Origin of the sequence: Pseudarthrobacter sulfonivorans (genome assembly GCF_001484605.1) — a bacterium.
GTDB lineage: Bacteria > Actinomycetota > Actinomycetes > Actinomycetales > Micrococcaceae > Arthrobacter > Arthrobacter sulfonivorans_A.
On the sequence record NZ_CP013747.1, the window covers coordinates 3,961,350 to 3,983,054 of the forward strand.

At 65.4% G+C, this 21,705-nt stretch carries 15 protein-coding genes and 2 tRNA genes; 11 read left to right on the forward strand and 6 right to left on the reverse strand.

Annotation, left to right across the window (positions count from 1 at the left end):
- Nucleotides 1-12: 12 nt before the first annotated feature.
- Nucleotides 13-1,257 carry a macrolide 2'-phosphotransferase gene (locus AU252_RS17995; RefSeq protein ID WP_058931892.1) on the reverse strand — a complete coding sequence of 415 codons (1,245 nt, stop codon included), beginning with the start codon at nucleotides 1,255-1,257 and terminating at the stop codon, nucleotides 13-15.
- Between the two features lie 168 nt (nucleotides 1,258-1,425).
- Between AU252_RS17995 and nudC the strand changes: the two genes are divergently transcribed.
- From nudC to AU252_RS18010, 3 genes are all read left to right on the forward strand, one after another.
- The gene (gene nudC, locus AU252_RS18000; protein WP_058931893.1) at nucleotides 1,426-2,448 is read left to right on the forward strand and encodes an NAD(+) diphosphatase; all 1,023 of its coding nucleotides are present in this window, start codon (nucleotides 1,426-1,428) and stop codon (nucleotides 2,446-2,448) included.
- A gap of 68 nt (nucleotides 2,449-2,516) precedes the next feature.
- Nucleotides 2,517-4,652: an ATP-dependent DNA helicase UvrD2 gene (locus tag AU252_RS18005; protein WP_058931894.1), complete on the forward strand. Its 2,136-nt coding sequence runs from the start codon at nucleotides 2,517-2,519 to the stop codon at nucleotides 4,650-4,652.
- The gene (locus AU252_RS18010; RefSeq protein WP_058931895.1) at nucleotides 4,649-5,260 is read left to right on the forward strand and encodes a M48 family metallopeptidase; all 612 of its coding nucleotides are present in this window, start codon (nucleotides 4,649-4,651) and stop codon (nucleotides 5,258-5,260) included. Before AU252_RS18005 ends, AU252_RS18010 begins: the two co-directional genes overlap by 4 nt.
- A gap of 9 nt (nucleotides 5,261-5,269) precedes the next feature.
- Here AU252_RS18010 and AU252_RS18015 read toward each other — a convergent pair whose 3' ends face one another.
- The gene (locus tag AU252_RS18015; protein ID WP_240484220.1) at nucleotides 5,270-5,734 is read right to left on the reverse strand and encodes a dihydrofolate reductase family protein; all 465 of its coding nucleotides are present in this window, start codon (nucleotides 5,732-5,734) and stop codon (nucleotides 5,270-5,272) included.
- Between the two features lie 163 nt (nucleotides 5,735-5,897).
- Nucleotides 5,898-7,319: a zinc-dependent metalloprotease gene (locus AU252_RS18020; RefSeq protein WP_058931896.1), complete on the reverse strand. Its 1,422-nt coding sequence runs from the start codon at nucleotides 7,317-7,319 to the stop codon at nucleotides 5,898-5,900.
- A gap of 131 nt (nucleotides 7,320-7,450) precedes the next feature.
- On the opposite strand from AU252_RS18020, the gene AU252_RS18025 reads away from it, so the two are divergent.
- From AU252_RS18025 to AU252_RS18045, 5 genes are all read left to right on the forward strand, one after another.
- Complete coding sequence (locus tag AU252_RS18025) at nucleotides 7,451-8,644, forward strand: YlbL family protein (protein WP_058931897.1); 1,194 nt, start codon at nucleotides 7,451-7,453, stop codon at nucleotides 8,642-8,644.
- A gap of 136 nt (nucleotides 8,645-8,780) precedes the next feature.
- Entirely contained in the window at nucleotides 8,781-11,774 is a 2,994-nt protein-coding gene (locus AU252_RS18030) for a UPF0182 family membrane protein (protein WP_083510466.1), read from the forward strand.
- 80 nt (nucleotides 11,775-11,854) lie between these two features.
- A tRNA-Met gene (locus AU252_RS18035) sits at nucleotides 11,855-11,928 on the forward strand.
- A gap of 146 nt (nucleotides 11,929-12,074) precedes the next feature.
- A tRNA-Met gene (locus AU252_RS18040) sits at nucleotides 12,075-12,151 on the forward strand.
- A 130-nt stretch (nucleotides 12,152-12,281) separates the two neighbouring features.
- Nucleotides 12,282-13,214 (forward strand): cytochrome b/b6 domain-containing protein, encoded by a 933-nt coding sequence (locus AU252_RS18045; protein WP_058931899.1) that lies wholly within the window; start codon nucleotides 12,282-12,284, stop codon nucleotides 13,212-13,214.
- On the opposite strand, the gene AU252_RS18050 is transcribed toward AU252_RS18045, so the two are convergent.
- The 3 genes from AU252_RS18050 to AU252_RS18060 all read right to left on the reverse strand — a co-directional run bounded on the left by AU252_RS18050 (nucleotide 13,204) and on the right by AU252_RS18060 (nucleotide 17,762).
- Nucleotides 13,204-14,679, reverse strand: a complete 1,476-nt coding sequence (locus tag AU252_RS18050) for a cryptochrome/photolyase family protein (protein WP_058931900.1) — start codon at nucleotides 14,677-14,679, stop codon at nucleotides 13,204-13,206. The genes AU252_RS18045 and AU252_RS18050 overlap by 11 nt on opposite strands.
- Nucleotides 14,680-14,812: 133 nt before the next feature.
- Nucleotides 14,813-15,604, reverse strand: coding sequence for a PspA/IM30 family protein (locus AU252_RS18055; protein WP_058931901.1), 792 nt, complete (start codon nucleotides 15,602-15,604; stop codon nucleotides 14,813-14,815).
- A 112-nt stretch (nucleotides 15,605-15,716) separates the two neighbouring features.
- Complete coding sequence (locus AU252_RS18060) at nucleotides 15,717-17,762, reverse strand: TPM domain-containing protein (RefSeq protein ID WP_058931902.1); 2,046 nt, start codon at nucleotides 17,760-17,762, stop codon at nucleotides 15,717-15,719.
- A 287-nt stretch (nucleotides 17,763-18,049) separates the two neighbouring features.
- Here AU252_RS18060 and AU252_RS18065 point away from each other — a divergent pair, with 287 nt between their 5' ends.
- The 3 genes from AU252_RS18065 (at nucleotide 18,050) to AU252_RS18075 (ending at nucleotide 21,705) form a co-directional block, all read left to right on the forward strand.
- Complete coding sequence (locus AU252_RS18065; RefSeq protein WP_058931903.1) at nucleotides 18,050-19,648, forward strand: trypsin-like peptidase domain-containing protein; 1,599 nt, start codon at nucleotides 18,050-18,052, stop codon at nucleotides 19,646-19,648.
- Between the two features lie 288 nt (nucleotides 19,649-19,936).
- Complete coding sequence (locus AU252_RS18070; protein WP_058931904.1) at nucleotides 19,937-20,737, forward strand: electron transfer flavoprotein subunit beta/FixA family protein; 801 nt, start codon at nucleotides 19,937-19,939, stop codon at nucleotides 20,735-20,737.
- Between the two features lie 14 nt (nucleotides 20,738-20,751).
- Nucleotides 20,752-21,705, forward strand: coding sequence for an electron transfer flavoprotein subunit alpha/FixB family protein (locus AU252_RS18075; protein ID WP_058931905.1), 954 nt, complete (start codon nucleotides 20,752-20,754; stop codon nucleotides 21,703-21,705).

A 21,705-nucleotide genomic window follows, 5' to 3' on the forward strand; every position in this document is an offset into this window, starting at 1 on the left:
CGTTCCCGGGTGTCAGTGCTTCCTGACGTCGACGATGCTGATGGCCGCGGTGGACGTGTCCTCGGCGGACGGGCGTACTGACGGCTTGTCCGCCGGTGACTCGCTGGCAGAGTCTTCGTCCGCCGGTGCTTCGTCGGCCGGGAGGGGCTCAGCCGGGATAGGGCTGACTTCCACCGGGGGCACCGCCGGAACAGGCTCCACCGACGGGACCGGCAAGGGGACGACGGTCACCGCCGGACCAGCGGCCACACCCACCGCGTGGGACTGGGCTGCCGGGGACTGGGCGGCGTCGTCGGCCGGGGCAGCCGGGGCTGGCAGCGGCTCGACACTGATGGCCTGGCCGCCGTGCTCTTCGACGTCGGCCGCGAGGGTTTCCAGCATGCCTTCGGCTTCGGCAACCATACCCGCGTCGCCGGCAGCGATGCCCTTGACCAGGTATTGCGCCAACGCGAACTCGGCAGACAGGGCAGCTCGCCGGAGCAGGTGCTGGTCCGGGGAGTCGCGGCGGCTGCCGGTGTAGCTGGCAAGAACTGCGTCCACGAAATCCTGTTCGTTCGAGGCAACCAGCCAGGCGAAGTCGTCGGCGGGATCCCCGATCCGCAGGTCCGTCCAGCCCGTAACGGCCGTGACGCGGCTGCTTTCCACGAGCAGGTTGTCCTCATGGAGGTCCCCGTGGACAACGCACGGGTTGAACCGCCACAGTGAGACGTCTTCAAGGGCATGTTCCCAGCGGAGCAGCAGCGACGCCGGGATTTTTCCGGTTGTGGCCGCCTGGTCGAGCTCGTTGAGCCGGCGCTGGCGGAATTCGTTGGGGGTGTAGCTGGGCAGGTCGGCATTGCTGACCAGGGAGTGCGGAAGATCATGGATGGCCGCCAGCGCTGTCCCGATTTCCCGGGCGAGCGCGGCCGGACCCGCGGTGAGTTCTTCCACACTTTGCGTGCTCCCGGCCAGATGGGAGTACACAAAGGTGCTGAGATTGCCAAGCCGGACGCTGCCGGCCACCGTGGGCATCAGGAAGGGCAGCTCGGCCCGGATGGCCGGTACGAATGCCCGTAGGACGAGGAACTCCGTCTCGAGCCTGGCGCTTGCTTCCGCATGCCGCGGGGACCTGACCCGCCACTGTTTGTCTTCGGAATCCAGCAGCAGCGCGGAGTCAAAATCCGCGGGATCGTCCGCAGCGGAGCTAACGGCGGTTGGGGTCAGCCCGGGGACTGCCGCGGTTGCTACGGCTGCCAGTTCGATCGGTTTTCTTCTCACCGTTCCACGGTAGATTGAGTGGCGTCCAAGACAACGATGTGCGGCGGCGAGTCTCCAGATATGCTGCAAAAGTCGGCTTCCGCACCCGGTCCGGACGTCCACGCCACCTGTCCCGCCGAATGTCCCCGCCGAATGTAAATTGTCAGTCCGAGTCAGTACGGTGGACACATGAGTCATGCGGAGTCCGCTATACCGGCCTACCAGCCGCAGGCAGCCCAGCTGCCGGCCAACCACCTGTTCGATACCGTACTGCCGGTTCTCCCGGCCGCCGTGGACCGCGGCTCCGCAGACCGTGTCCGGCCAGGCATGGTTGAGGAATTGCTGGACAGCGAACACACCCGGGCGGTGGTCCTTGCCGGGCGGCAGGCCCTGGTGCGGGGTAGCGAGCTTCTACTGCCCGCAGCCGCCCAGTTGCTGGTTGACCTGCGGGACCGTGGCTCAGCCCCGGAACAGGTCATCTATCTTGGCGCCGCGCTGAACGGCTCGGACCTCGCCGCCGGCACCGAAGTGGTCCTTGTCGTCCTTCCCGAACCTGCCGAGCCCGGCACCGCCGGAATCCCGGCCGACGCGCAGTGGGCCGGCTTCCGCGACATCGCCGCCGTCCTGAACCCCACTGATACGGCGTTGTTCGTTGAAGCCAGCGCCATCGCCAACTGGCACGCCGGCCATACGCATTGTCCCCGTTGCGGGGCCCGAACTGCCGTGGAGGCCGGCGGCTGGGTCCGCCGCTGCCCCCAGGACAGCTCGGAACACTACCCCCGGACGGATCCGGCCATTATCGTCACGGTGGTGGGGCCGGACGGACGGCTGCTGCTCGGTGGCGGCGGGCCGGTTGACGCGAAGAATTACTCCACGCTGGCTGGATTCGTTGAACCAGGCGAATCCCTGGAACAGGCCGTCGTCAGGGAAATCCACGAGGAAGTGGGCGTCCGGGTCACGGGCTGCCAGTACTTGGGCTCGCAGTCATGGCCGTTCCCGGCCTCCCTTATGCTTGGATTTACCGCCATCACCGAAGACGCCGTGGCAAAGCCCGACGGCGTGGAGGTAACCCGTGCGCGCTGGTTCAGCCGGGAGGAACTCCAGGACGCCGTGCTCACCGGCGAAATCACCATCTCCAGCCGGCTGTCCATTGCACGCTCGCTGATTGAGCACTGGTATGGCGGCCGGATCATGGACCGCACGGACACCTGACACCCGGAACAGGCATCACCATTGGCCAGACGCCAGCACGTGGCAGTCGCGACAACAGAGCAGCAGAAGTGACCACAGAGAATTTTGACAGTGCAGAGTCCCTTGAGGAACGAATCCTTGGGGGACTTGACGCTGAACAGCGCGAGGTCGCCAGCACGCTGAACGGGCCGCTGTGCGTCCTTGCCGGTGCCGGCACCGGCAAGACCAGGGCCATTACGCACCGGATTGCGTATGGCGTGCACTCAGGGGTGTACAGTCCCCAGCGGCTCCTCGCTGTGACGTTCACGGCCCGGGCCGCCGCGGAAATGCGCAGCAGGCTGCGGGATCTCGGCGTGGGCAATGTCCAGGCGCGCACCTTCCACGCCGCCGCCTTGCGGCAGCTGCAGTTTTTCTGGCCGCAGGCGGTCGGCGGCACGCTGCCCAACCTGCTGGACCACAAGGCCCAGATGATCGCTGAAGCCTCCCGCCGCCTACGGCTCAGCACTGACCGCGCGTCCATCCGGGACCTCGCCTCCGAAATTGAGTGGGCCAAAGTCTCCATGCTGACCCCGGCCAACTACCTGGAAAACGCGCAGGGCAGGGGAACGCCCGGCGGGTTCGACCTCACCGCCGTCGCCCGGGTCTTCCAGTCCTATGAGGATGTCAAGACGGACCGCAACGTCATTGATTTTGAGGACGTACTCCTGATCACGGTGGGGATCCTGCAGGAGGACCAGAAAGTCGCGGCCACCGTTCGTGAGCAGTACCGGCATTTTGTCGTGGATGAGTACCAGGACGTTTCGCCGCTGCAGCAGCGCCTCCTGGAGCTGTGGCTGGGCGGGCGGGACGAGCTGTGCGTTGTGGGCGATGCGAGCCAGACGATCTACTCGTTTACCGGCGCTTCGCCCAAACACCTGCTGGGATTCAAGGCCCAGTACCCTGAGGCCAATGTGGTGAAACTGATCCGGGATTACCGTTCCACGCCGCAGGTGGTCAAGCTGGCCAACGATCTGCTGGCCGCACGGCGTGGCGGCGGGCCGGTGGCCGACGCTGCCTGGGCGGCTCCGCTGCAGCTGGTGGCGCAGCGGCCGGCGGGGCCTGTCCCACAGTTCACCGAGTGCTCCGACGATGAAGCCGAAGCTGCCACGGTCGCCATCAAGATCCAGGAACTGCTCGACGCCGGCACTCCCGCCAGCCAGGTGGCTGTCCTTTTCCGCACCAACGGGCAGTCCCAGGCCTACGAACAGGCGCTTGCGGCCGCCGGCATCAGTTACCAGCTGCGCGGTGGTGAGCGCTTCTTCGCCCGCAAGGAAGTGCGCGACGCCATCCTCCAGCTGCGCGCGGCAACCAGGGCCGTCGCAGAAACCGCGACGCCGGAACCGCTCGGCCAGCTGGTCCGCGATATCGTGGCCTCGCTCGGCTACACGGACGCCCCGCCCCACAATGGCGGCGCGCTGCGCGAACGCTGGGAGTCCCTGGCAGCGCTGGTGGCGCTCGCGGACGAGCTGGTCCACGTCCGCGGCGAGCAGTTCAGTCTCAGTGACTTTGTAAATGAACTCCAGGAACGGTCGCTGGCGCAGCACGCTCCCACTGTCCAGGGCGTGACGCTTGCATCGCTGCACGCCGCGAAGGGCCTCGAATGGGACGCCGTGTTCCTGGTGGGCCTCTGCGAAGGCCTGATGCCCATTTCCTTTGCGGACACACCCGAATCCTTGGATGAGGAGCGCCGCCTGCTCTACGTGGGCATCACCCGCGCCCGCGAGCACCTGTCCCTGTCCTGGTCCACGGCACGGACACCGGGCGGCCGGGCCAACCGGAAACCCTCACGCTTCCTCGACGGGCTCCGGCCCAACTCGGTGGCCAGCTCCAGCGCACGCGGAAAAGGGCCGGCGCCGCGCCGGAAATCGGCGGCCCCCGCCACCTGCAGGGTCTGCGGGAGCATGCTGGCCAGCGGCGCCGAACGCAAGGTGGGCCGCTGCAACGACTGTCCGCCCAGCTACGAAGAACAGACATTCGATGCCCTTCGGCAATGGCGGAAGGACATAGCACTGGCGGCCGAGGTGCCGGCATTTGTGGTTTTCACGGATGCCACGCTGACGGCCATCGCAGAGGCCAAACCGTCCACCTTGGAGGAACTCGCGGCACTGGCCGGCGTGGGTCCGTCCAAACTGGAACGCTACGGCGAAGACGTGCTGCGGGTGCTCGTCGAAAGCACCACCCTGTGACCCGCCGGCCGGCAGGACAGGACACCCTCCCCGTCACCACGGCGGACGGATCACCGGTTGAGGTGCGGCGGTCGGCCCGCCGGACCAGGACCGTGGCTGCCTTCTGGGAGAACGGGACGGCAGTGGTGGCCATTCCGGCCAGGTTCACCGCCGCGCAGGAGTCTGAATGGGTGCACCGCATGCTGGAGAAGCTGCACCGCCAGGGGGAGCGGCGCTCCCGCAAAGGAAGCAAACAGCCGGCCACTGATACTGCCCTGGCCGCCCACGCCGGAGCCCTTTCGGCCCGGTACTTCGGCGGCAGGGCAGTCCCGACGTCGGTCCGTTGGGTCAGCAACCAGAACTCGCGCTGGGGCTCCGCAACGCCGTCGGAAGGATCCATCCGGCTCTCCGACAAGCTCCGGCCCATGCCGCAGTGGGTCATCGACTATGTCCTCCTGCATGAGCTCGCGCACCTGCTGGTGGCCGGGCACAATGCCGCGTTCTGGAAGCTGTTGGAGGCATACCCCGACACGATGCGGGCCAAGGCATTCCTGGAAGGCGTCTCGTTCGCCACCTCCCGGGGCCTGACCGCGGGCAGCAATGATTCAGACCCGGGCGACGCCGACTAGCGGGGCCTTCTAACCTTCGCCATCGCGCGAGTAGTGGAGCAGAACTACGCCATTGCCGAACGTCCGTGTCTCCTCGAGCCTGAGGTCCAACCGGACATCAGGTGCCTCGAACAGCGGCCGGCCCCGCCCCAGAACCACGGGATGGACGAGAATTCGGAATTCGTCGACCAGGCCGTGCCGCATGAAAGTGGAGGCCAAATTGGCGCCGCTCAGGGCGATGTCGCCACCGGGCTGCGCCTTCAGTTCCGCGATTTGTTCAGGCACGACGTCGTGAATCACCGTGGTGTTCCAGCTTGCCTGGGTGAGGGTCCGTGAAAAGACGAACTTGGGCATCTCGCGCCAGATCCCGGCGAACTCGACCATGGGCGCTGAGAGGTCCGGATCCTGGTCGGCGGTGGGCCAGTAACCGGCCATCAGCTCATGGGTGACGCGCCCGAACATGAAGGCCCCGGTCGTCCGGAACTGCCCGTTCAAGTGCGGAGGAGATCGTTATCCACCAGGTGCCAGCTGATGTCCCGGTCGATCGTCTCGAAGAATCCGTCCAAAGACACCGACATCATCAGGATGATCTTGCGCATTCGAACACCTCCAGTGGCGACGACAGGCGGCGCGGCCACCGTCGTACTGTGTGGTCCGGTTAACCCTTGGGCTGCTCACCGTCGCCGGCGGGCTGGTCGCCGTCGTCACCGCCTTCGGAATCATCCTGCGGCGCGTCGTCGAAGCCGCCGCTCAGCAGCTTCTGCAGGGCGTCGTCCACTTCGCTGTCGCTGGCCTCGGCCAGCTGGCGGCGGCCACTGAACCCCTGCGGGTCATCGAGGTCCTCGGCGGTGGGGAGAAGGTCCGGGTGCTGCCAGATGGCATCGCGTCCGGCAATGCCCCGTTCGTCCTTCAGCGTGGCCCACAGCGTGGCAGCCTCGCGCAGGCGGCGGGGGCGCAGTTCGAGTCCCACCAGGGAAGAGAAAGCGTGTTCCGCCGGACCGCCGGTGGCACGGCGTCGCCGGACTGTTTCCCGGAGCGCACCGGCGGAGGGCAGCAGTTTCTCTGTGGCCGAAGCGGTGAGCTCGTCCACCCAGCCTTCAACGAGGGCCAGGGCCGTCTCAAGTTTTTCAAGCGCCTGCTCCTGAGCAGGGGTCCGCTGCGGCATAAAGACCCCCTGGGACAGCGCTTCCTGGATGCCTTCAGGGTTGCTGGGGTCCAGGTCGCGGGCCAGCTCTTCAATCCTGGAAGTGTCGATATGGATGCCGCGGGCGTAGGCCTCGATGGCGCCGAGCAAGTGGCCGCGGAGCCAGGGAACCTGGACAAAAAGCCGCGCATGGGCTGCCTCGCGGACGGCCAGGAACAGCCGGATGTCGTTCTCCGGCAGGCCCAGGCCCTCCCCGAACTTGGTCACGTTGGCCGGCAGGAGCGCCATTTCCAGGTCGGCCAGGGGAACACCGATGTCCGTGGAGCTGACAACCTCGGCGGACAGGGCGCCGATCGCCTGCCCCAGCTGCATCCCAAAAATCGCGCCGCCCATGTTCTGCAGCATGGACGAAGCACCGCCCATCATGGACTTCATCTCTTCGGGCATCTGTTCGGTCATGGCGCTGGAGAGCGCGTTGGCGATGCTGTTGGCTACGGGCTCGGTCAGCCGCTTCCATGTTCCAAGTGTGGCTTCCACCCACTCGGCACGCGACCACGCACGGCCGATCAGGCCGGTGGCAGGAAGGTCGGTCACGGGATCAAGCCACAGTTCGGCCAGCCTCAGGGCCTCGTCGACTTCGCGGGTCTGCAGGGACGTGACGGACGGGTCGGCGCTGCTGGCGGCAACCCGGCGGGCGTTCTCGTGCGCGAGCTGCCAGTTGACGGGCCCTTCGGAAGGGGCGCTCATCATGGCCTGGACCTGGGAGAACATCTGGGCCAGGAGATTGGGGTCGTTCGGCAGGCCGGCTGCCTTTGCGAGTTCGGCGGGGTCGAAGTTTTCCATGCCCTTGCCGCCCATCAGGTTCTGCAGCATCTCGGTCAACGGATCCTTCGGCGTATCGTCGCCGTTGGATGGATTGAGTGGGTTGGAGGTCATGATCCCGCCGATCGTCGGTGTGACTGTTCACTTCACGGTACCCCGGGCAGGGGCGGCTGTCTGCCGGACAGGCGTCACGTTCGCTGTAGGCAAAGAGCTGGCCGGGGGCGGCACCGCGTAGTGTTGATTCAGTGACTACAACCCGCGGCGATCATCCGCATGAGGACCACGCTCCAGAGCTCGACGCCGGTACTACAGCGAGTGCCGCAGCGCCCGGAAAGGGTGTTGCCGGCCCCCCGCCAACAGGGCAGAATGCCCCCCGCAGCTCCCCGCCCGGGGACCGGCGGGTGTCCGTGATGATGCTTTCCGGCGTCCTGGCGCTGGGGCTGGGGATCGCGGCCGTCACCGTACCGGTGCCTTATGTTGTGGAATCGCCGGGACCAACCTTCAACACCCTCGGCCAGAGCCAGGGCAGCCCTGTCATCAGCGTGACGGGCCACGAAACCTATCCCGCCAAGGGAAATCTGGACCTGACCACCGTTTATGTCGACGGCGGTCCCAACGGCCCGGTGAGCGTCCTGGGTGCCTTCACTGCCTGGCTGGACGGGTCCAAGTCCGTTCACCCGGTGGAGATGCTTTACCCCAGCGGCACCACAAAGGAGGAGGCTGACGAGCAGAGCTCCGTGGCCATGACGTCGTCGCAGGAGAATGCGGTGGCATCAGCACTCAAGGAGCTCAACATTCCCTTCGGCCAGCAGCTCCAGGCCGCGGGGCTGCCCGATGGTTCGCCGTCCGCCGGCAAGGTTGAAAACGGCGACATCTTCGAATCGATCAACGGCAAACCCATCACATCGCTCGCCGTAGTGCAGGAGGAACTGGCCGCAGGCCAGGGAGCGCCGGCCACCCTGGTGGTGCAGCGCGCAGGGGAATCCGTCACTCAGACCATCACCCCCATGAACAACGGTGCAGGCCGCTACATTCTCGGAGTCATGCTCAAGTACCTGTTCACGTTTCCGTTCGACGTGAAGATTTCACTGGACAAGGTTGTCGGACCCAGTGCCGGGCTGATGTTTTCGCTGGGCATCATCGACACGGTCACGCCTGGGGACCTGACTGGCGGCAAGCATGTCGCCGGAACGGGGACCATCACCCCCGACGGCGCCGTTGGCCCCATCGGGGGCATCCGGCAGAAGATGCTGGGCGCGCGTGCCGGGGGAGCCACCGTTTTCCTCGCCCCGGCCGAAAACTGCGACGAAGTTGTGGGCCATGTGCCGGAGGGACTGCAGGTGCTCAAAGTGGAGAACATCGCAGAGGCGCGGCACGCCGTCGAACTCGCCGGATCCGGGCAGGACACGGGCGCTTTGCCGGTCTGCGCCAGCAACTAGACTGAGGCCAGGAACTAAGCTTTACCGCCACTCGTGGCAGATATGACGGACGTTGCCACACGCTTGACCGGTGCCGGACGTCAACCGCACGCACGCTTCTCATGTAAACCTGACGACCAGCTATGAGGTACCGAGTTTGTCCCGTCCTACCAGCCCCATCCCGCCCGGAAGACCCCCCTCGCGACGCGGGGCCCTAACGCCCACGCTGATTGTTGTTGCCATCGCAGTGGTGGGCTTCATCTTCTTCGCCAATGTGTGGACTGACGTCCTCTGGTACCGGCAGCTCGGCTACTTCGAAGTGTTTGTCACGGAAAACCTCTCGCGGATCGGGATCTTCCTCGCCGGCTTCGCGCTTATGTTCGTGGCCGTCTTTTTTGCCATCCGGGTTGCCTACCACGCACGGCCGGTGTACGCGCCGGACTCCGAGATGCGCGACAACCTGAACCGCTACCAGGCCCAGCTTGAACCGGTCCGCCGCGTCGTTATGGTGGGCCTGCCCATCCTGTTCGGGCTGTTCGCGGGCAGCGCCGCGGCCAGCCAATGGCAGAAAGTGCTGTTGTTCTTCAACCAGGAACCGTTCGGCCAGAGCGATCCTGAGTTCGGCCTGGACATCAGCTTCTACCTCATGACTCTTCCGTTCCTGGGACTCGTCACAGGCTTCCTGATCAGCGTGGTTGTGGTGGCCGGCATCGCCGGAATCCTCACCCACTACCTCTACGGCAGCATCCGGCTGATGGAACGCGGCGTGTTCACCAGTCGCGCGGCACAGATCCACCTCGCGGTAACCGGCGCAGCCTTCCTGATCCTGCTCGGCGCAAACTTCTGGCTGGACCGCTACGCCGCCCTCCAGGGCAACGGCGGGCGGTGGGCCGGTGCGCTGTATACGGACGTGAACGCCGTGATCCCCACCAAGGCGATCCTCGCCGTGGCGGCAGGCTTGGTGGCCATCCTCTTTATCGTTGCGGCGGTCATTGGCCGCTGGCGCCTGCCGGTCATCGGCACGGCCATGCTGATCATCACCTCGATCCTGGCCGGCGGCGTGTACCCGTGGGTTATCCAGCAGTTCCAGGTGCGGCCTTCCGAGCAGACGTTGGAGAAGGACTTCATCCAGCGCAACATCGAGATGACTCGGGCGGCCTACGGCCTGGACCAGATTCAGGTGGACCGCTATGACGCGACGAACACTGCCAGCACCGGGGCGCTGGCCCCGGACGCCCAGACCACGGCCAACATCCGGCTCCTGGACCCCAACCTGATCTCCGATGCGTTCTCCCAGCTGGAGCAGTACCGCCCGTACTACCAGTTCCCGGAGGCACTGAACGTCGACCGCTACGAGGTTGACGGCAAGATCCAGGACACGGTCATCGCCGTCCGCGAGCTGAACCCGGCGAACGTTGCCACCAACCAGCAGGGCTGGCTCAACCAGCACGTCGTCTACACCCACGGCTACGGCGTGGTGGCGGCCAAGGGAAACAAGTTCACCGTCGACGGCAAGCCGGAGTTCCTCCAGTCGGGTATCCCGTCCACCGGTGTACTTGGCGATGACTCCACCTACGAGCCGCGGATCTACTTCGGCGAAGACTCCCCGGAGTACTCCATTGTCGGGGCGCCTTCGGGATCACCGCACCGCGAACAGGACAGGCCTTCCGGCAAGGAAGGGGACGGGGAAACCCAGTACACCTTCACCGGCAACGGCGGGCCCAACGTGGGCAGCTTCTTCAACAAGGTCCTGTACTCCATCAAGTTCCAGTCCTCGGACCTCCTCCTCTCCGACGGAGTTAACGCAGAATCCCAGATCCTATACGACCGCAGTCCGCGTGACCGCGTGGAGAAGGTTGCCCCGTACCTCACCGTTGACGGCAACTCCTATCCGGCCGTTGTTGACGGCCGCGTCAAGTGGATCGTGGACGGTTACACCACCAGCCAGTACTACCCGTACTCGCAGCAGGAGCAGCTCTCGGCTGCCACCGCGGACTCCCAGACCACTTCAGGCCGGACGGTTGCCCTGCCGAACAGTTCGGTGAACTACATCAGGAACTCCGTCAAGGCCACGGTCGACGCGTATGACGGCTCGGTGACCCTCTATGCATGGGACGACCAGGACCCCGTGCTGAAGGCCTGGCAGAAGGTTTTCCCCACGTCCGTGAAGCCGTACTCGGAGATGTCCGGCGATGTTATGAGCCACGTCCGTTACCCGGAAGACCTGTTCAAGGTGCAGCGCGAGCTCCTGGGCCGCTACCACGTCACGGAACCAGTGAGCTTCTACAAGAGTGACGAAGTCTGGAGCGTGCCGAACGATCCCACCGTAGACACTGAAGGGATCAAGCAGCCGCCGTTCTACATGTCACTGCAGATGCCTGACCAGGAAAAGCCGGCCTTCCAGCTCACCTCGTCCTTCATCCCGCAGATCGTCAACGGCACTGCCAGGAACGTCCTCTATGGCTTCCTGGCCGCCGACTCTGATGCCGGAAACGAGAAGGGCGTCAAGGCTGACAGCTACGGCAAGTTGAGGCTCCTGCAGATTCCGCCGGAAACACAGGTTCCCGGGCCAGGCCAGGCCCAGAACAAGTTCAACTCCGATCCCACGGTGTCCCAGGCGTTGAACCTTCTGAGGCAGGGTGCTTCAGAGGTGCTCAACGGCAACCTGCTGACTCTGCCTGTGGGCGGCGGCATCCTGTACGTCCAGCCGGTTTACCTCAAGTCGACCGGTGAGACGTCCTACCCCACACTGCAGCGTGTACTGGTGGCCTTCGGCGACAAGGTCGGCTTTGCGCCGACCCTCGACGGAGCCCTGAAGCAACTCTTCGGCGGCGACTCCGGCGCTGCCGCGGGCGACTCCGGCAACACCGGCCAGACCCCGCCTGCTCCTGGCACAACACCGCCGGTGAGTGCAGGTGCCCAGGCAGACCTGAAGGCCGCGCTGGATGAGGCCAACGCCGCCATCAAGGCGGGCCAGGCAGCCCTGGCGGCTGGCGACTTTGCAGCCTACGGGGAAGAGCAGAAGAAGCTCGCGGCGGCCCTGCAGAAGGCTATTGACGCCGAGGGCAAGATCCCGGCGCCGGCCCCTGAAGCGACGCCGTCGCCGGAAGCCACACCGACGGCGACGCCCTCGCCGGCGGCCAGCAACTAAGGGGTTTGACCCAGCGAGACGCACATCACGCCACCAGGATTTGGCCTCCCGTTCACCGAACGGTAGAGTTGATCTTGCGACGCGGGGTGGAGCAGTTCGGTAGCTCGCTGGGCTCATAACCCAGAGGTCACAGGTTCAAATCCTGTCCCCGCAACTGGCGAAAAGTCCGGATTCTGGAAACAGAATCCGGACTTTTTGGTTTAAGCGGACCCGCCCCAAGCCGGGAGCCCGGGGTTGTGGCGACCCTCAATCACGATTGGTTTTTACCTACTCCAAAGTACGGTAGTGTTGATCTTGCGACGCGGGGTGGAGCAGTTCGGTAGCTCGCTGGGCTCATAACCCAGAGGTCACAGGTTCAAATCCTGTCCCCGCAACCATGTAGAAGACCCCGACCGGCATTACGCCGGCCGGGGTCTTCTTTTGCCCGATTACTCCTGGTTCCTAGTATTCTCGTTCGCAAAGCCATTTGAGCACCTGGTCAGTCATTCTCGAGAGGAATGTTGTTCGATGTCCACACCCACGAAGAAGCCCGGCTCCGCGACGGGCAAGCGGTCCCGACTCTACTGGGGCGTTCCTGCCGTTCTTGTAGCGCTGGTGCTCGTGGTGCTGCTGGCCAAGTGGATGACCGGCCTTCCAGCTGTCGCCTCGTTCCTGGCTGACTATCCGGGCCATTCGGAACTGCCTGAGGGCGCGCCCGTGGGATTCCCGGCCTGGCTGGCCTGGCAGCACTTCCTGAACGGCTTCTTCCTACTGCTCATCATCAGGACCGGCTGGCAGGTGCGGACCAGCACGCGGCCCAGCGGCCACTGGACCCGCAACAACAATGGGCTGATCAAGACCAAGAACGCGCCCACCAAGATCACCTTGGAGCTCTGGCTGCACCTGACGCTGGACGCGCTCTGGGTCCTCAACGGCCTGGTGTTCGCCATCCTGCTCTTCGCCAGCGGCCAATGGATGCGGATCGTGCCCACCAGCTGGGACGTCATCCCCAATGCCCTCTCCGCAGCGCTGCAGTACGCCTCGTTGAACTGGCCCACCGACAACGGCTGGGTCAACTACAACGCGCTCCAGCTGCTGACGTACTTCGCCACCGTCTTCATCGCCGCACCACTTGCCTTCATCTCCGGCATCCGGACGTCCTCCGCCTGGCCCAAGAAGGCCACGGCCCTGAGCAAGGCCTACCCCATTGAGCTCGCGCGGGCCATCCACTTCCCGGTCATGATCTATTTCGTGGCGTTCATCGTGGTGCATGTCTTCCTGGTCCTCGCCACCGGTGCGCTGCGGAACCTGAACCACATGTACGGCGGGAGCGACGACGCCGGCTGGTTCGGCTTCTGGGTCTTCCTCGCCTCGGTTGCCGCCATGGTGGCAGCCTGGTTCCTGGCCCGTCCCCTCTTCCTTCGCCCCATCGCCTCCCTGATGGGCAAAGTCAGCCGCTGATTTCCGGGCCGGTGACGTCGTCCTGGCCTTGCTGGTCCTTCCGAAGCTTCTGGTAGGTGGCCAGCGCACGCTCCCTGGACTCGTGCAGTCCCACCACGGGCGCGGGGTAGGCCTGGACATCGGGCTGGTTCCACGGTTCGTGGATGGCCCTGCGGTCCATGTGGGCGATTTCCGGAATGAACTCGCGAAGGTACCGGCCGTCGGCGTCGAACTTCTTGCTCTGCGTGACGGGATTGAAGATCCGGAAGTACGGGGACGCGTCGGCGCCCGAGCCTGCAACCCATTGCCAGTTGGCGGGGTTGCTGGCGGCATCGGCATCCACCAGGGTGTCCCAGAACCACGCCTCGCCCAGGCGCCAGTCGGCCAGGAGGTTCTTGACGAGGAACGAGGCTGCGGCCATCCGGACCCGGTTATGCATCCAACCTGTCTGCCACAGCTGCCGCATCCCCGCGTCCACCAGCGGATAGCCGGTCCGGCCCTGCTGCCATGCTTCCAGTTCCGCCGCCGTGGGTTGCTGCCATTCGAAGCGGTCGAAGTCTGGCCGATAGTTTCGGGTAGCCAGCTGGGGGTTGGCATAAAGCAGTTGCCAGCAGAACTCCCGCCAGCCCAGCTCGGACCGGAAGATCCCGACGTCGGGCGTCGCCTCGCGGGGGAAGTTGCGGCGGAGCTCGTGCCAGACCCGGAACGGGCTGATTTCACCAAAACGGAGGTGCGGGGACAGCCTGGACGTGCCCTCCATCCCGGGAAGGTCCCGCCCTGTGCCGTAGTCCTGTGCGGGCCCATCCAGGAAGTCCTCAAGCCTGCTGTGTGCTCCGGCCTCACCGGGCAGCCAGGTCTCAGCCAGTCCGCCGCTCCAGTCCGGGGACACGGGCAGCAGTGACCACTCTGCCAGCGCGTCGCTGCCGGCCTGCTTCATCGAACCCGCGACGGCGGGGGAGGGCAGGCGGGCCGACGCATCCAGCGGCGAACGGGGCTCGCCGGACGCCGTGCAGGCCCGCCAGTAGGGCGTGAACACCTTGTAGGGGCCGCCGCTGCCGGTGGTGATGGTCCACGGCTCGAAGATCAGGTTGGCCTGGAAGCTGGCGGCTTCGATGCCGTTCTCCGCCGCCCAGGCCTTGATCTCCGCGTCCAGGGACCGCTCGGGGCCGCCGTAGCGGCGGTTCCACAGCACGTGCTGCGCGCCGGTTTCGGCAACGAGGTCCCGGATGACGCGGCTGCCAGGTCCGCGCCGGAGGGTCAGCGTGGAACCTGCTTCAGCAAGCGCCGCCGCCAAGGACGTCAGGGAGTGGTGAAGCCACCAGCGGGCCGCACCTCCCAGGGGACGGATTCCGGGGGATTCCTCGTCGAGGATATAGACCACTGTGAGCGGCAGGCCGAGTCCGACGGCGTGGGACAGGGCGGGGTTATCGTCCAGTCGAAGGTCATCACGGAGCCAGACGATGGAGGATGCGACGGGGGAGGCCATGGCCTCCACGCTACACACCCGAGTCAGGAGCCGCACGGGGCCGTTTGCAGGTTTCTGTCCGGGCATAGCAGGGGCCGGGGTTCGTGATGAACCCCGGCCCCCCTGCTGCCCGCTCAGCGGCGGACGCGGCTGGCTACAGCTTGTCGAAGTCGGCTTCGTCGACCGTGGACTCAGACCTGGCAGAGGCGCCGGAGGCGCCGATGGCCGGCTTGGCGCCGCCGGACTTCAGGGCTGCCAGGCGCGCCTCGATTTCCACCTGCTCGCCAAGGTCTTCCAGCTGGTTGAACTGGGCGTCCAGGCTCGACGCAGCCAGCTCCTGCTGGCCGCGGACCTTGGCCTCTTCGCGGCGGATCTTCTCTTCGAAACGGCCAACTTCGCTGGTGGGATCCATGAAGTCGATGCTCTTGATGGCATCGTGCACCTGGGACTGCGCCGCTGCAGTCTTGGAGCGCGCCACCAGCTCGTTGCGCTTGCTGGTCAGCTCGTTGAGCTTGCCTTTCATCTGGTCCAGGCCTGACTTGAGCTTGTCCACTACCTCGGTCTGCGAGGCGATGCTGGGCTCAGCACCCTTGGCCTCGCTTTCCGCGGACATCTGGCGCTGCAGGGCTACCTTCGCGAGGTTGTCGAACTTCTCGGCGTCAACGCTGTCGCCGGCGCCGCGGTATTCGTCAGCCTTGCGAGACGCGGCCAGGGCCTTGTTGCCCCAGTCCTGGGCGTTCTTGATGTCCTCGCGGTAGTCATCCTGGAGCATACGCAGGTTGCCGATGGTCTGGGCCACTGCGGATTCGGCCTCCGCAATGTTGTTGGTGTAGTCCCGGACCATCTGGTCCAGCATCTTCTGCGGATCCTCAGCGTTGTCCAGCAAAGTGTTGATGTTTGCCTTTGCCAGCTGTGCGATCCGGCCGAAAATGGACTGCTTAACCATGGTGTTACCTTTCGTCCTGCTCAATGGTGGCCACTGAGATCAGTGAACAGTTGTTGTACCGCTTCTTTTCGCCGGCAGGTTGGTTCCTGTCGGCGTCTAGCCTTTTGTCGGATCAGAAGTCCCCGCCGCCGCCGGAATCGCCGCCCCAGCCGCCGCCCATATCGCCGCCGCCGGAGTCACCGCCCCAGCCGCCGCCGTCACTGTGGCCTCCACCCCAGCCTCCGCCGCTTCCGCCGTTGAGGATGGAGTTGATGAGGATACCGCCAAGGATGGCGCCCCCAAGGCCGCCGCCGCCTCCGCCGCGCCCGCCGAACATGCCCCCGCCGCCGAAGCCCTGGTTGGCGTAGCCACCAAAGTTGTCGACGTCAGCCTGTGCGAGTTGCGCTGCCTGGGCCGCGAGGGCGTGGGCCTGCTGGGCGTAAGTCAGCGCGGTGACGGGATCGTTGCGCGAGATGGACAGTGCGTAGTCGAGGTTGCGCTGGGACTCGGCGAGCCGTGTACGGGCCTCGGTGCCTACGCCGCCGCGGCGGGCGGTGATGTAGTCCGACGTGGCACTGATCTGCGCCTGCGCCGACATGATGGTCTGCTGCAGCGATGCCTGGGCGCGGCGGGCCTGGTCCTGCTGGTTCCGGATGCCGGTGAGGGACTGGTCCAGTGCCTGGTGTGCTGTTTCAACGCGCTGCAGGGTGGCGATGGGATCGATTTTCCCGCCCTGGATTTCGGCTTTGACCTGGCCCAGAGCGGCTTCAACGCCGGCGACCGGGCCGGCGAGTTCGGGGTGTTCGCCGGACTGGATCATGGCCTTCGCCTGCGCGAGGTCCTGGGAGGTTTCGACGACAGCCGCCTCCAGGCCGTTGCGGGCCTCGTCCAGGCTGGTTGACACCTTGGCGATGGCGTCCAGCAGAACGTTGGTCTGGTGCAGGCTCTCTTCAGACGCCCGCACGGCGACTGCGGCGAGGCTGCCCTCGCCTTCGGTGAGCTTTTCCTGTGCGGTGGCCGTGGCATTCTGCACAAAGGCCAGCCGTTCCTTGGCCTGGGTGATGTTGTCAGCGACCTGAACTAGCGCGCTGTCCGCGTACTTGGCGCGCAAGGCCGTCAGTGACTGTTCGGCGCTGGCGATCTTGGCGTCGGCTTCGTGGGCTCCGGCGCTGATGGCTGCCAGTGCCTGCGGGGCGTTCTTCTCGAGCTCCCGGAGCGAATCGAAGTCGGCCTTCTGCTCCTGGAGCGAGCCGAGTGCTGCCTCTGAACGGCGGATGATTTCGCCGAGCCAGCTGCGCTGCTGTTCTTCCGTGTCCGGGATGTGGTCGTCAAGCTGCTGCTGGAGCTTGAAGGATTCGGACATGTGGGCTTTGGCTTCGGCCAGGGCCTTGGTGAAGTTTCCCACCGCGGCGTCGCCGTACTGGGCCTCCGCGAAGCCGAGTTCCTGCTCGCTGGACTTGATGGCGTCATCGGCCTCGATGATCAGGGAACCGCTCTTGCGCCGGAGTTCCTCGACGCTGAGCGAGGCCAGCGGATCCAGCTCGGCGCCCTGGGGGCCATAGCTGGCGCTGGATGCCAAGGCTGCCTTTTTGCGCTTGTTGCGGAAGTAAAGGTACGCGCCGGCCCCACCGGCAACTGCAATACCCGTTCCTACCAGGACCGCAGCCCCGGCGCCGTCACCGGGGACGTTGCCGCTGCCACCGCCTGCTGCATCGCCGATGGCTGCTGCGGCATTGATGGCGGCTTGGGAGTAGTTGTCGTTCGCCAGCTGCGGGCCAATGGCTTTGCTCTTGATGTTTTCAATTTGGGCGGTAGTGATCTTGCTGTTGCCGGGCTTATTCAGGACGTACTGCCTGGTATCGGTAGCGACCGCGAAAATCAAAGCGTTCTGTCCCAGGCTGGCCTTTTGGGCAACCTCATCGCTCCACGCTTCCCGATCGGTCGGGCTTTCGAATTTCTTCACAATTACTACGTGCAGCACTGTTGAGTGGTCCGTGCCCAGCTTCTTGATGGCCGACTCAACCTCGGCTTTGTCACCGCCCAGGACGCCATTGGGATCGACAATTTTTGTCACCGGGTCCAGAGTGACCGGCGGTTCAGCCCAAGCCGCGCCGGCAGGAACCGCGAGCAGCCCGGTCAGGCCGATCACGGCGAGAATACGTTTGAACTTTGACCGCATTGTGCAACCCTTCAGCACGCCTGACACCGATTCGGGACGAATCAACGTCTCAGAATGCAGCAGCGCCCCCACGCGTGATGTAAAGCCGCAGGTCGCTGTGGCAATTCTTCTTGATTCTATGGTGCACCTTATGGTGCGTCCACACGGACGAATATGCCACCAGCGAAACGCTCGAAAGCGCTGGTGTGCAGGGATTTTCAGTCTCTCAGGAACCTCCCAGCGAACGTTCGCCCCAGTTCCAGCCAGACGGTACATAGTTAATGCAGACGAGGATGAAAGGAAGTCCAATGACTGAGAACCCAACCCAGGGTGCAGCGCCTGAGAACCGGGATCCGGACGAGAACCGGAATCCCGACCAGAAGCCTGCGGAGGTCCGCAGCGACGCTGCCGGTCAGGCTAATCCGACCGAGCAGCTGGACCGCTCCGGGGCCCCCGGGAACCCCATGCAGCCGCTGCCGGGTGCACCCCGTCCGGTTTTTCCTCCCCGCGAGCCCTTCTATACCCAACAAACGCATAGCCAGCCGGCCCCTGGACAGCAGACACCGGGCCAGCAGACTCCCGGTCCGGACGGCGCCGTCCAGCCCAGCGGCCAGCAATATGGCCACCACGGAGCGCATTCCGCCGTTCCGGGCGGTTATGCAGGCCAGTACAACGCTGCCCCGAACCCGGCCGACGCGCCCCGCAGGAAAGCCTCCTTCGGCGTCGGGACCCTGGTGGCAAGCATCCTGGCCGCCGGCCTTGTGGGTGGTGGCGTGGCCACGGTCGGTTCGGGCAACCTATTCAACAATGGCTCGCCGTCGGCCGCGAGCAGCGGCAGCCAGTCTGAGACCGTGATTGTTAACAACAAGGACGACGTCAACGCCATCACGGCCGCGGCGCTCAAGGCGTCGCCCAGCGTGGTGACCATCAGTGCCACGAGCGGCAGTTCGGGCGGCACAGGCTCGGGCATCGTTATGGACAACGAAGGGCACATCCTGACCAACACCCACGTGGTGACGCTCGATGGCCAGAGCGCCAACGCAGCCCTGGAGGTCCGGACCAGCGCGGGCAAGGTCCTCAAGGCCACACTGGTGGGCACTGACCCCCTTTCTGACCTTGCCGTCATCAAGGTGGACGACGCGTCCGGGCTCACCGCAGCCACGCTCGGTGACTCGGGCAAGCTCAACGTCGGCGACACGGCCATCGCCATCGGCTCCCCGCTTGGCCTGACCGGAACAGTCACTGACGGCATCGTCTCAACCCTGAACCGGACCATCAGTGTTGCGTCCTCGGCGGCACCGAAGGAAGGCGACACTTCCCAGGGCGGCGATCAGGGCTTCCAGTTCGCCCCGCCAAACGGTGGCCAAGGCCAAAGCACTGCCAACCAGGGTTCCATCTCCATCAACGTGATCCAGACTGATGCCGCCATCAACCCCGGCAACTCCGGCGGAGCGCTGGTCAACAGCAAGGGAGAGATCATCGGCGTTAACGTCGCCATCGCGTCCGCCGGCTCCGATTCTTCGACCACCGGCGGAAATATCGGAGTGGGCTTCAGCATCCCCATCAACCACGCAAAACGGGTGGCACAGGAGATCATTGATACCGGCAAGGCCTCCCACGGCCAGTTGGGTGTCAGCGTCAAGGAAAAGTCGTCCAGCAGCTCGTCCTCGGGCTTCTCCGTAGGTGCCGACGTGGCAACGGTAGAGCCGAATTCAGCTGCCGCAAAGGCCGGTATCAAGGTGGGCGATGTGGTGATCAAGTTCAACGACCTGGTCATCAGCGAGCCTAACCAGCTCACAGCGGCCGTCCGTGAGCAGGCCGGCGGCTCCACCGTCAAGCTCACCGTCCTGCGCAACGGCCAGGAGCAGACGCTGGACGTCACGCTCGGCACCGCGGCGGACCAGTAGGCCTGAACAGCAGAGCGCACGGCAACCATAAACGCGGACGACGGCGGAGGTCACCAAAGGTGATCGCCGCCGTCCCCCTGTTGTCACCGTCCTGTGCCGCCGCCGTCGTAAGGTCATCCCCGGCGCGCCCGGGCAGGGCTGTGACACAGGCGTTAACGGGACGGCAACGAGGGACGGCTATATGGTTAGCTAGGATCTACCCGTACCCCGGGCGTTCCGAGGCCATGACCCCATCCGGCTGGCTGTCCACAAGCATGGAAGGCTGCTGTAAAAACAGTGGAAGAGACATTGAAGATCATCGTCCTGGTCAAGCATGTACCGGACGCACAGTTCGACCGACACCTCACTGGCGAGGGCTACACCACGGACCGTAACGAAAGCATCCTTTCCGAGCTGGACGAATACGCGCTGGAGGCGGCTTTGCAGCTGGCTGAGGCCCGCGGTGGGGCCAAAGCCGGCAACCAGGTCATTGCGCTGAGCATGGGCGCGTCCGGTGCCGTGAACGCGGTGAAGAAGTCACTCCAGATGGGCGCAACCGAAGGTGTGCACCTCACGGACAGTGCACTGGCCGGCTCAGACGCCGCCGCCACTTCGCTCGCGCTCGCGGCTGCCATCCGCCATATTGGCACCGGCGCGCCGGTGGACCTTGTACTCACGGGCATGGCGTCCACAGACGGCGAAACATCCTTGGTCCCGGCCCAGCTCGCCGAGCGCCTGGGTCTGCCGCAGGTCACCTTCGCGTCCTCCCTGACGGTCGACGGCGGCCGCCTCACCGCGCGCCGCGACGCCGACACCTACTCGGAGACCGTCGAAGCAACGCTTCCCGCGGTGGTCTCCGTGACGGACCAGATCAACGAGCCGCGCTACCCCAACTTCAAGGGCATCATCGCGGCCAAGCGCAAGAGCATCACCACCCTGTCCCTGGCCGACATCGGAGTTGATCCCGCGCACGTGGGCCACGCCGGATCCTGGACCACGGTGACCGCTGCCGAGGAACGCCCGCCGCGCACCGCCGGAACCATCATCACCGACGAAGGCGACGCCGGCATCAAGCTCGTCGACTTCCTGGCCGCCCAGAAGCTGCTCTAAGAGGGATCACAGACATGGCAAACGTACTCGTATTCATTGACAACCCCGGCGATGCCCTGAAGAAGAGCACCCTCGAACTGCTCACCCTGGGACGTTCCCTGGGAGAGACCGCTGTTGCCGTGAACGGCGATCTGCATCAGGATGTTTCGGCCACGCTCGCCGAATACGGCGTCACCGCCGTTTTCCGGCCCTCCGCCCAGGACCTGGATGACTACCTTGTCTCGGCGAAGGCAGCCTATCTCGCGGCCGCCGCGGGTGCCGCCAGTGCCGGCACGGTCCTCCTGGACAACTCGCCCGAAGGCAAAGAGATCGCGGCGCGGCTCGGCATCCGGCTGAACGCCGGCGTCATCACCGACGTTGTGGCGGTCGACGCCGACGGTACAGCCCACAAGTCGGTCCTCGCGGGGTCCTACACCACCTCTGCCAGGGCCACCACGGCGGTTTCCGTGCTGACGGTGAAGGCCAACAACGTCACGCCGGAGCCGGCATCCGTGGCTTCCGCCCCGGAGACGTCCACCGTCGAAGTTCCGGCCGACGGTACGGCCACGGCGGCCCGCGTCACCGCCCGCGAGCAGAAGGCGGCCAGCGGCCGCCCGGATCTGTCGGACGCCCGCATCGTGGTGGCCGGCGGACGCGGAGTGGACGGCGACTTCGGCCCCGTGGAGCAGCTTGCGGACGCCCTCGGTGCTGCCGTCGGGGCCTCCCGTGCAGCCACGGACGCCGGCTGGATCAGCCACGACGCCCAGGTGGGCCAGACCGGCAAGACCGTGTCGCCCCAGCTCTACATCTCCGCCGGCATTTCCGGGGCCATCCAGCAGAAAGCCGGGATGCAGACGGCGAAGGTCATCGTGGCCGTGAACAAAGACGCCGAGTCGCCGATCTTCGAAATCGCCGATTTTGGCATCATCGGGGACCTCTTCGACGTCCTTCCGCAGGCCACCGAAGAAATCAAGAAGCGAAAAGGCTGA

Coding starts and splice junctions, on each gene's coding strand:
- AU252_RS18065 (WP_058931903.1), top strand. CDS start 18,050: ATGACTGAGAACCCAACCCAGGGTGCAGCGCCTGAGAACCGGGATCCG.
- AU252_RS18060 (WP_058931902.1), bottom strand. CDS start 17,762: ATGCGGTCAAAGTTCAAACGTATTCTCGCCGTGATCGGCCTGACCGGG.
- nudC (WP_058931893.1), top strand. CDS start 1,426: ATGAGTCATGCGGAGTCCGCTATACCGGCCTACCAGCCGCAGGCAGCC.
- AU252_RS18075 (WP_058931905.1), top strand. CDS start 20,752: ATGGCAAACGTACTCGTATTCATTGACAACCCCGGCGATGCCCTGAAG.
- AU252_RS18020 (WP_058931896.1), bottom strand. CDS start 7,319: ATGACCTCCAACCCACTCAATCCATCCAACGGCGACGATACGCCGAAG.
- AU252_RS18055 (WP_058931901.1), bottom strand. CDS start 15,604: ATGGTTAAGCAGTCCATTTTCGGCCGGATCGCACAGCTGGCAAAGGCA.
- AU252_RS18050 (WP_058931900.1), bottom strand. CDS start 14,679: ATGGCCTCCCCCGTCGCATCCTCCATCGTCTGGCTCCGTGATGACCTT.
- AU252_RS18045 (WP_058931899.1), top strand. CDS start 12,282: ATGTCCACACCCACGAAGAAGCCCGGCTCCGCGACGGGCAAGCGGTCC.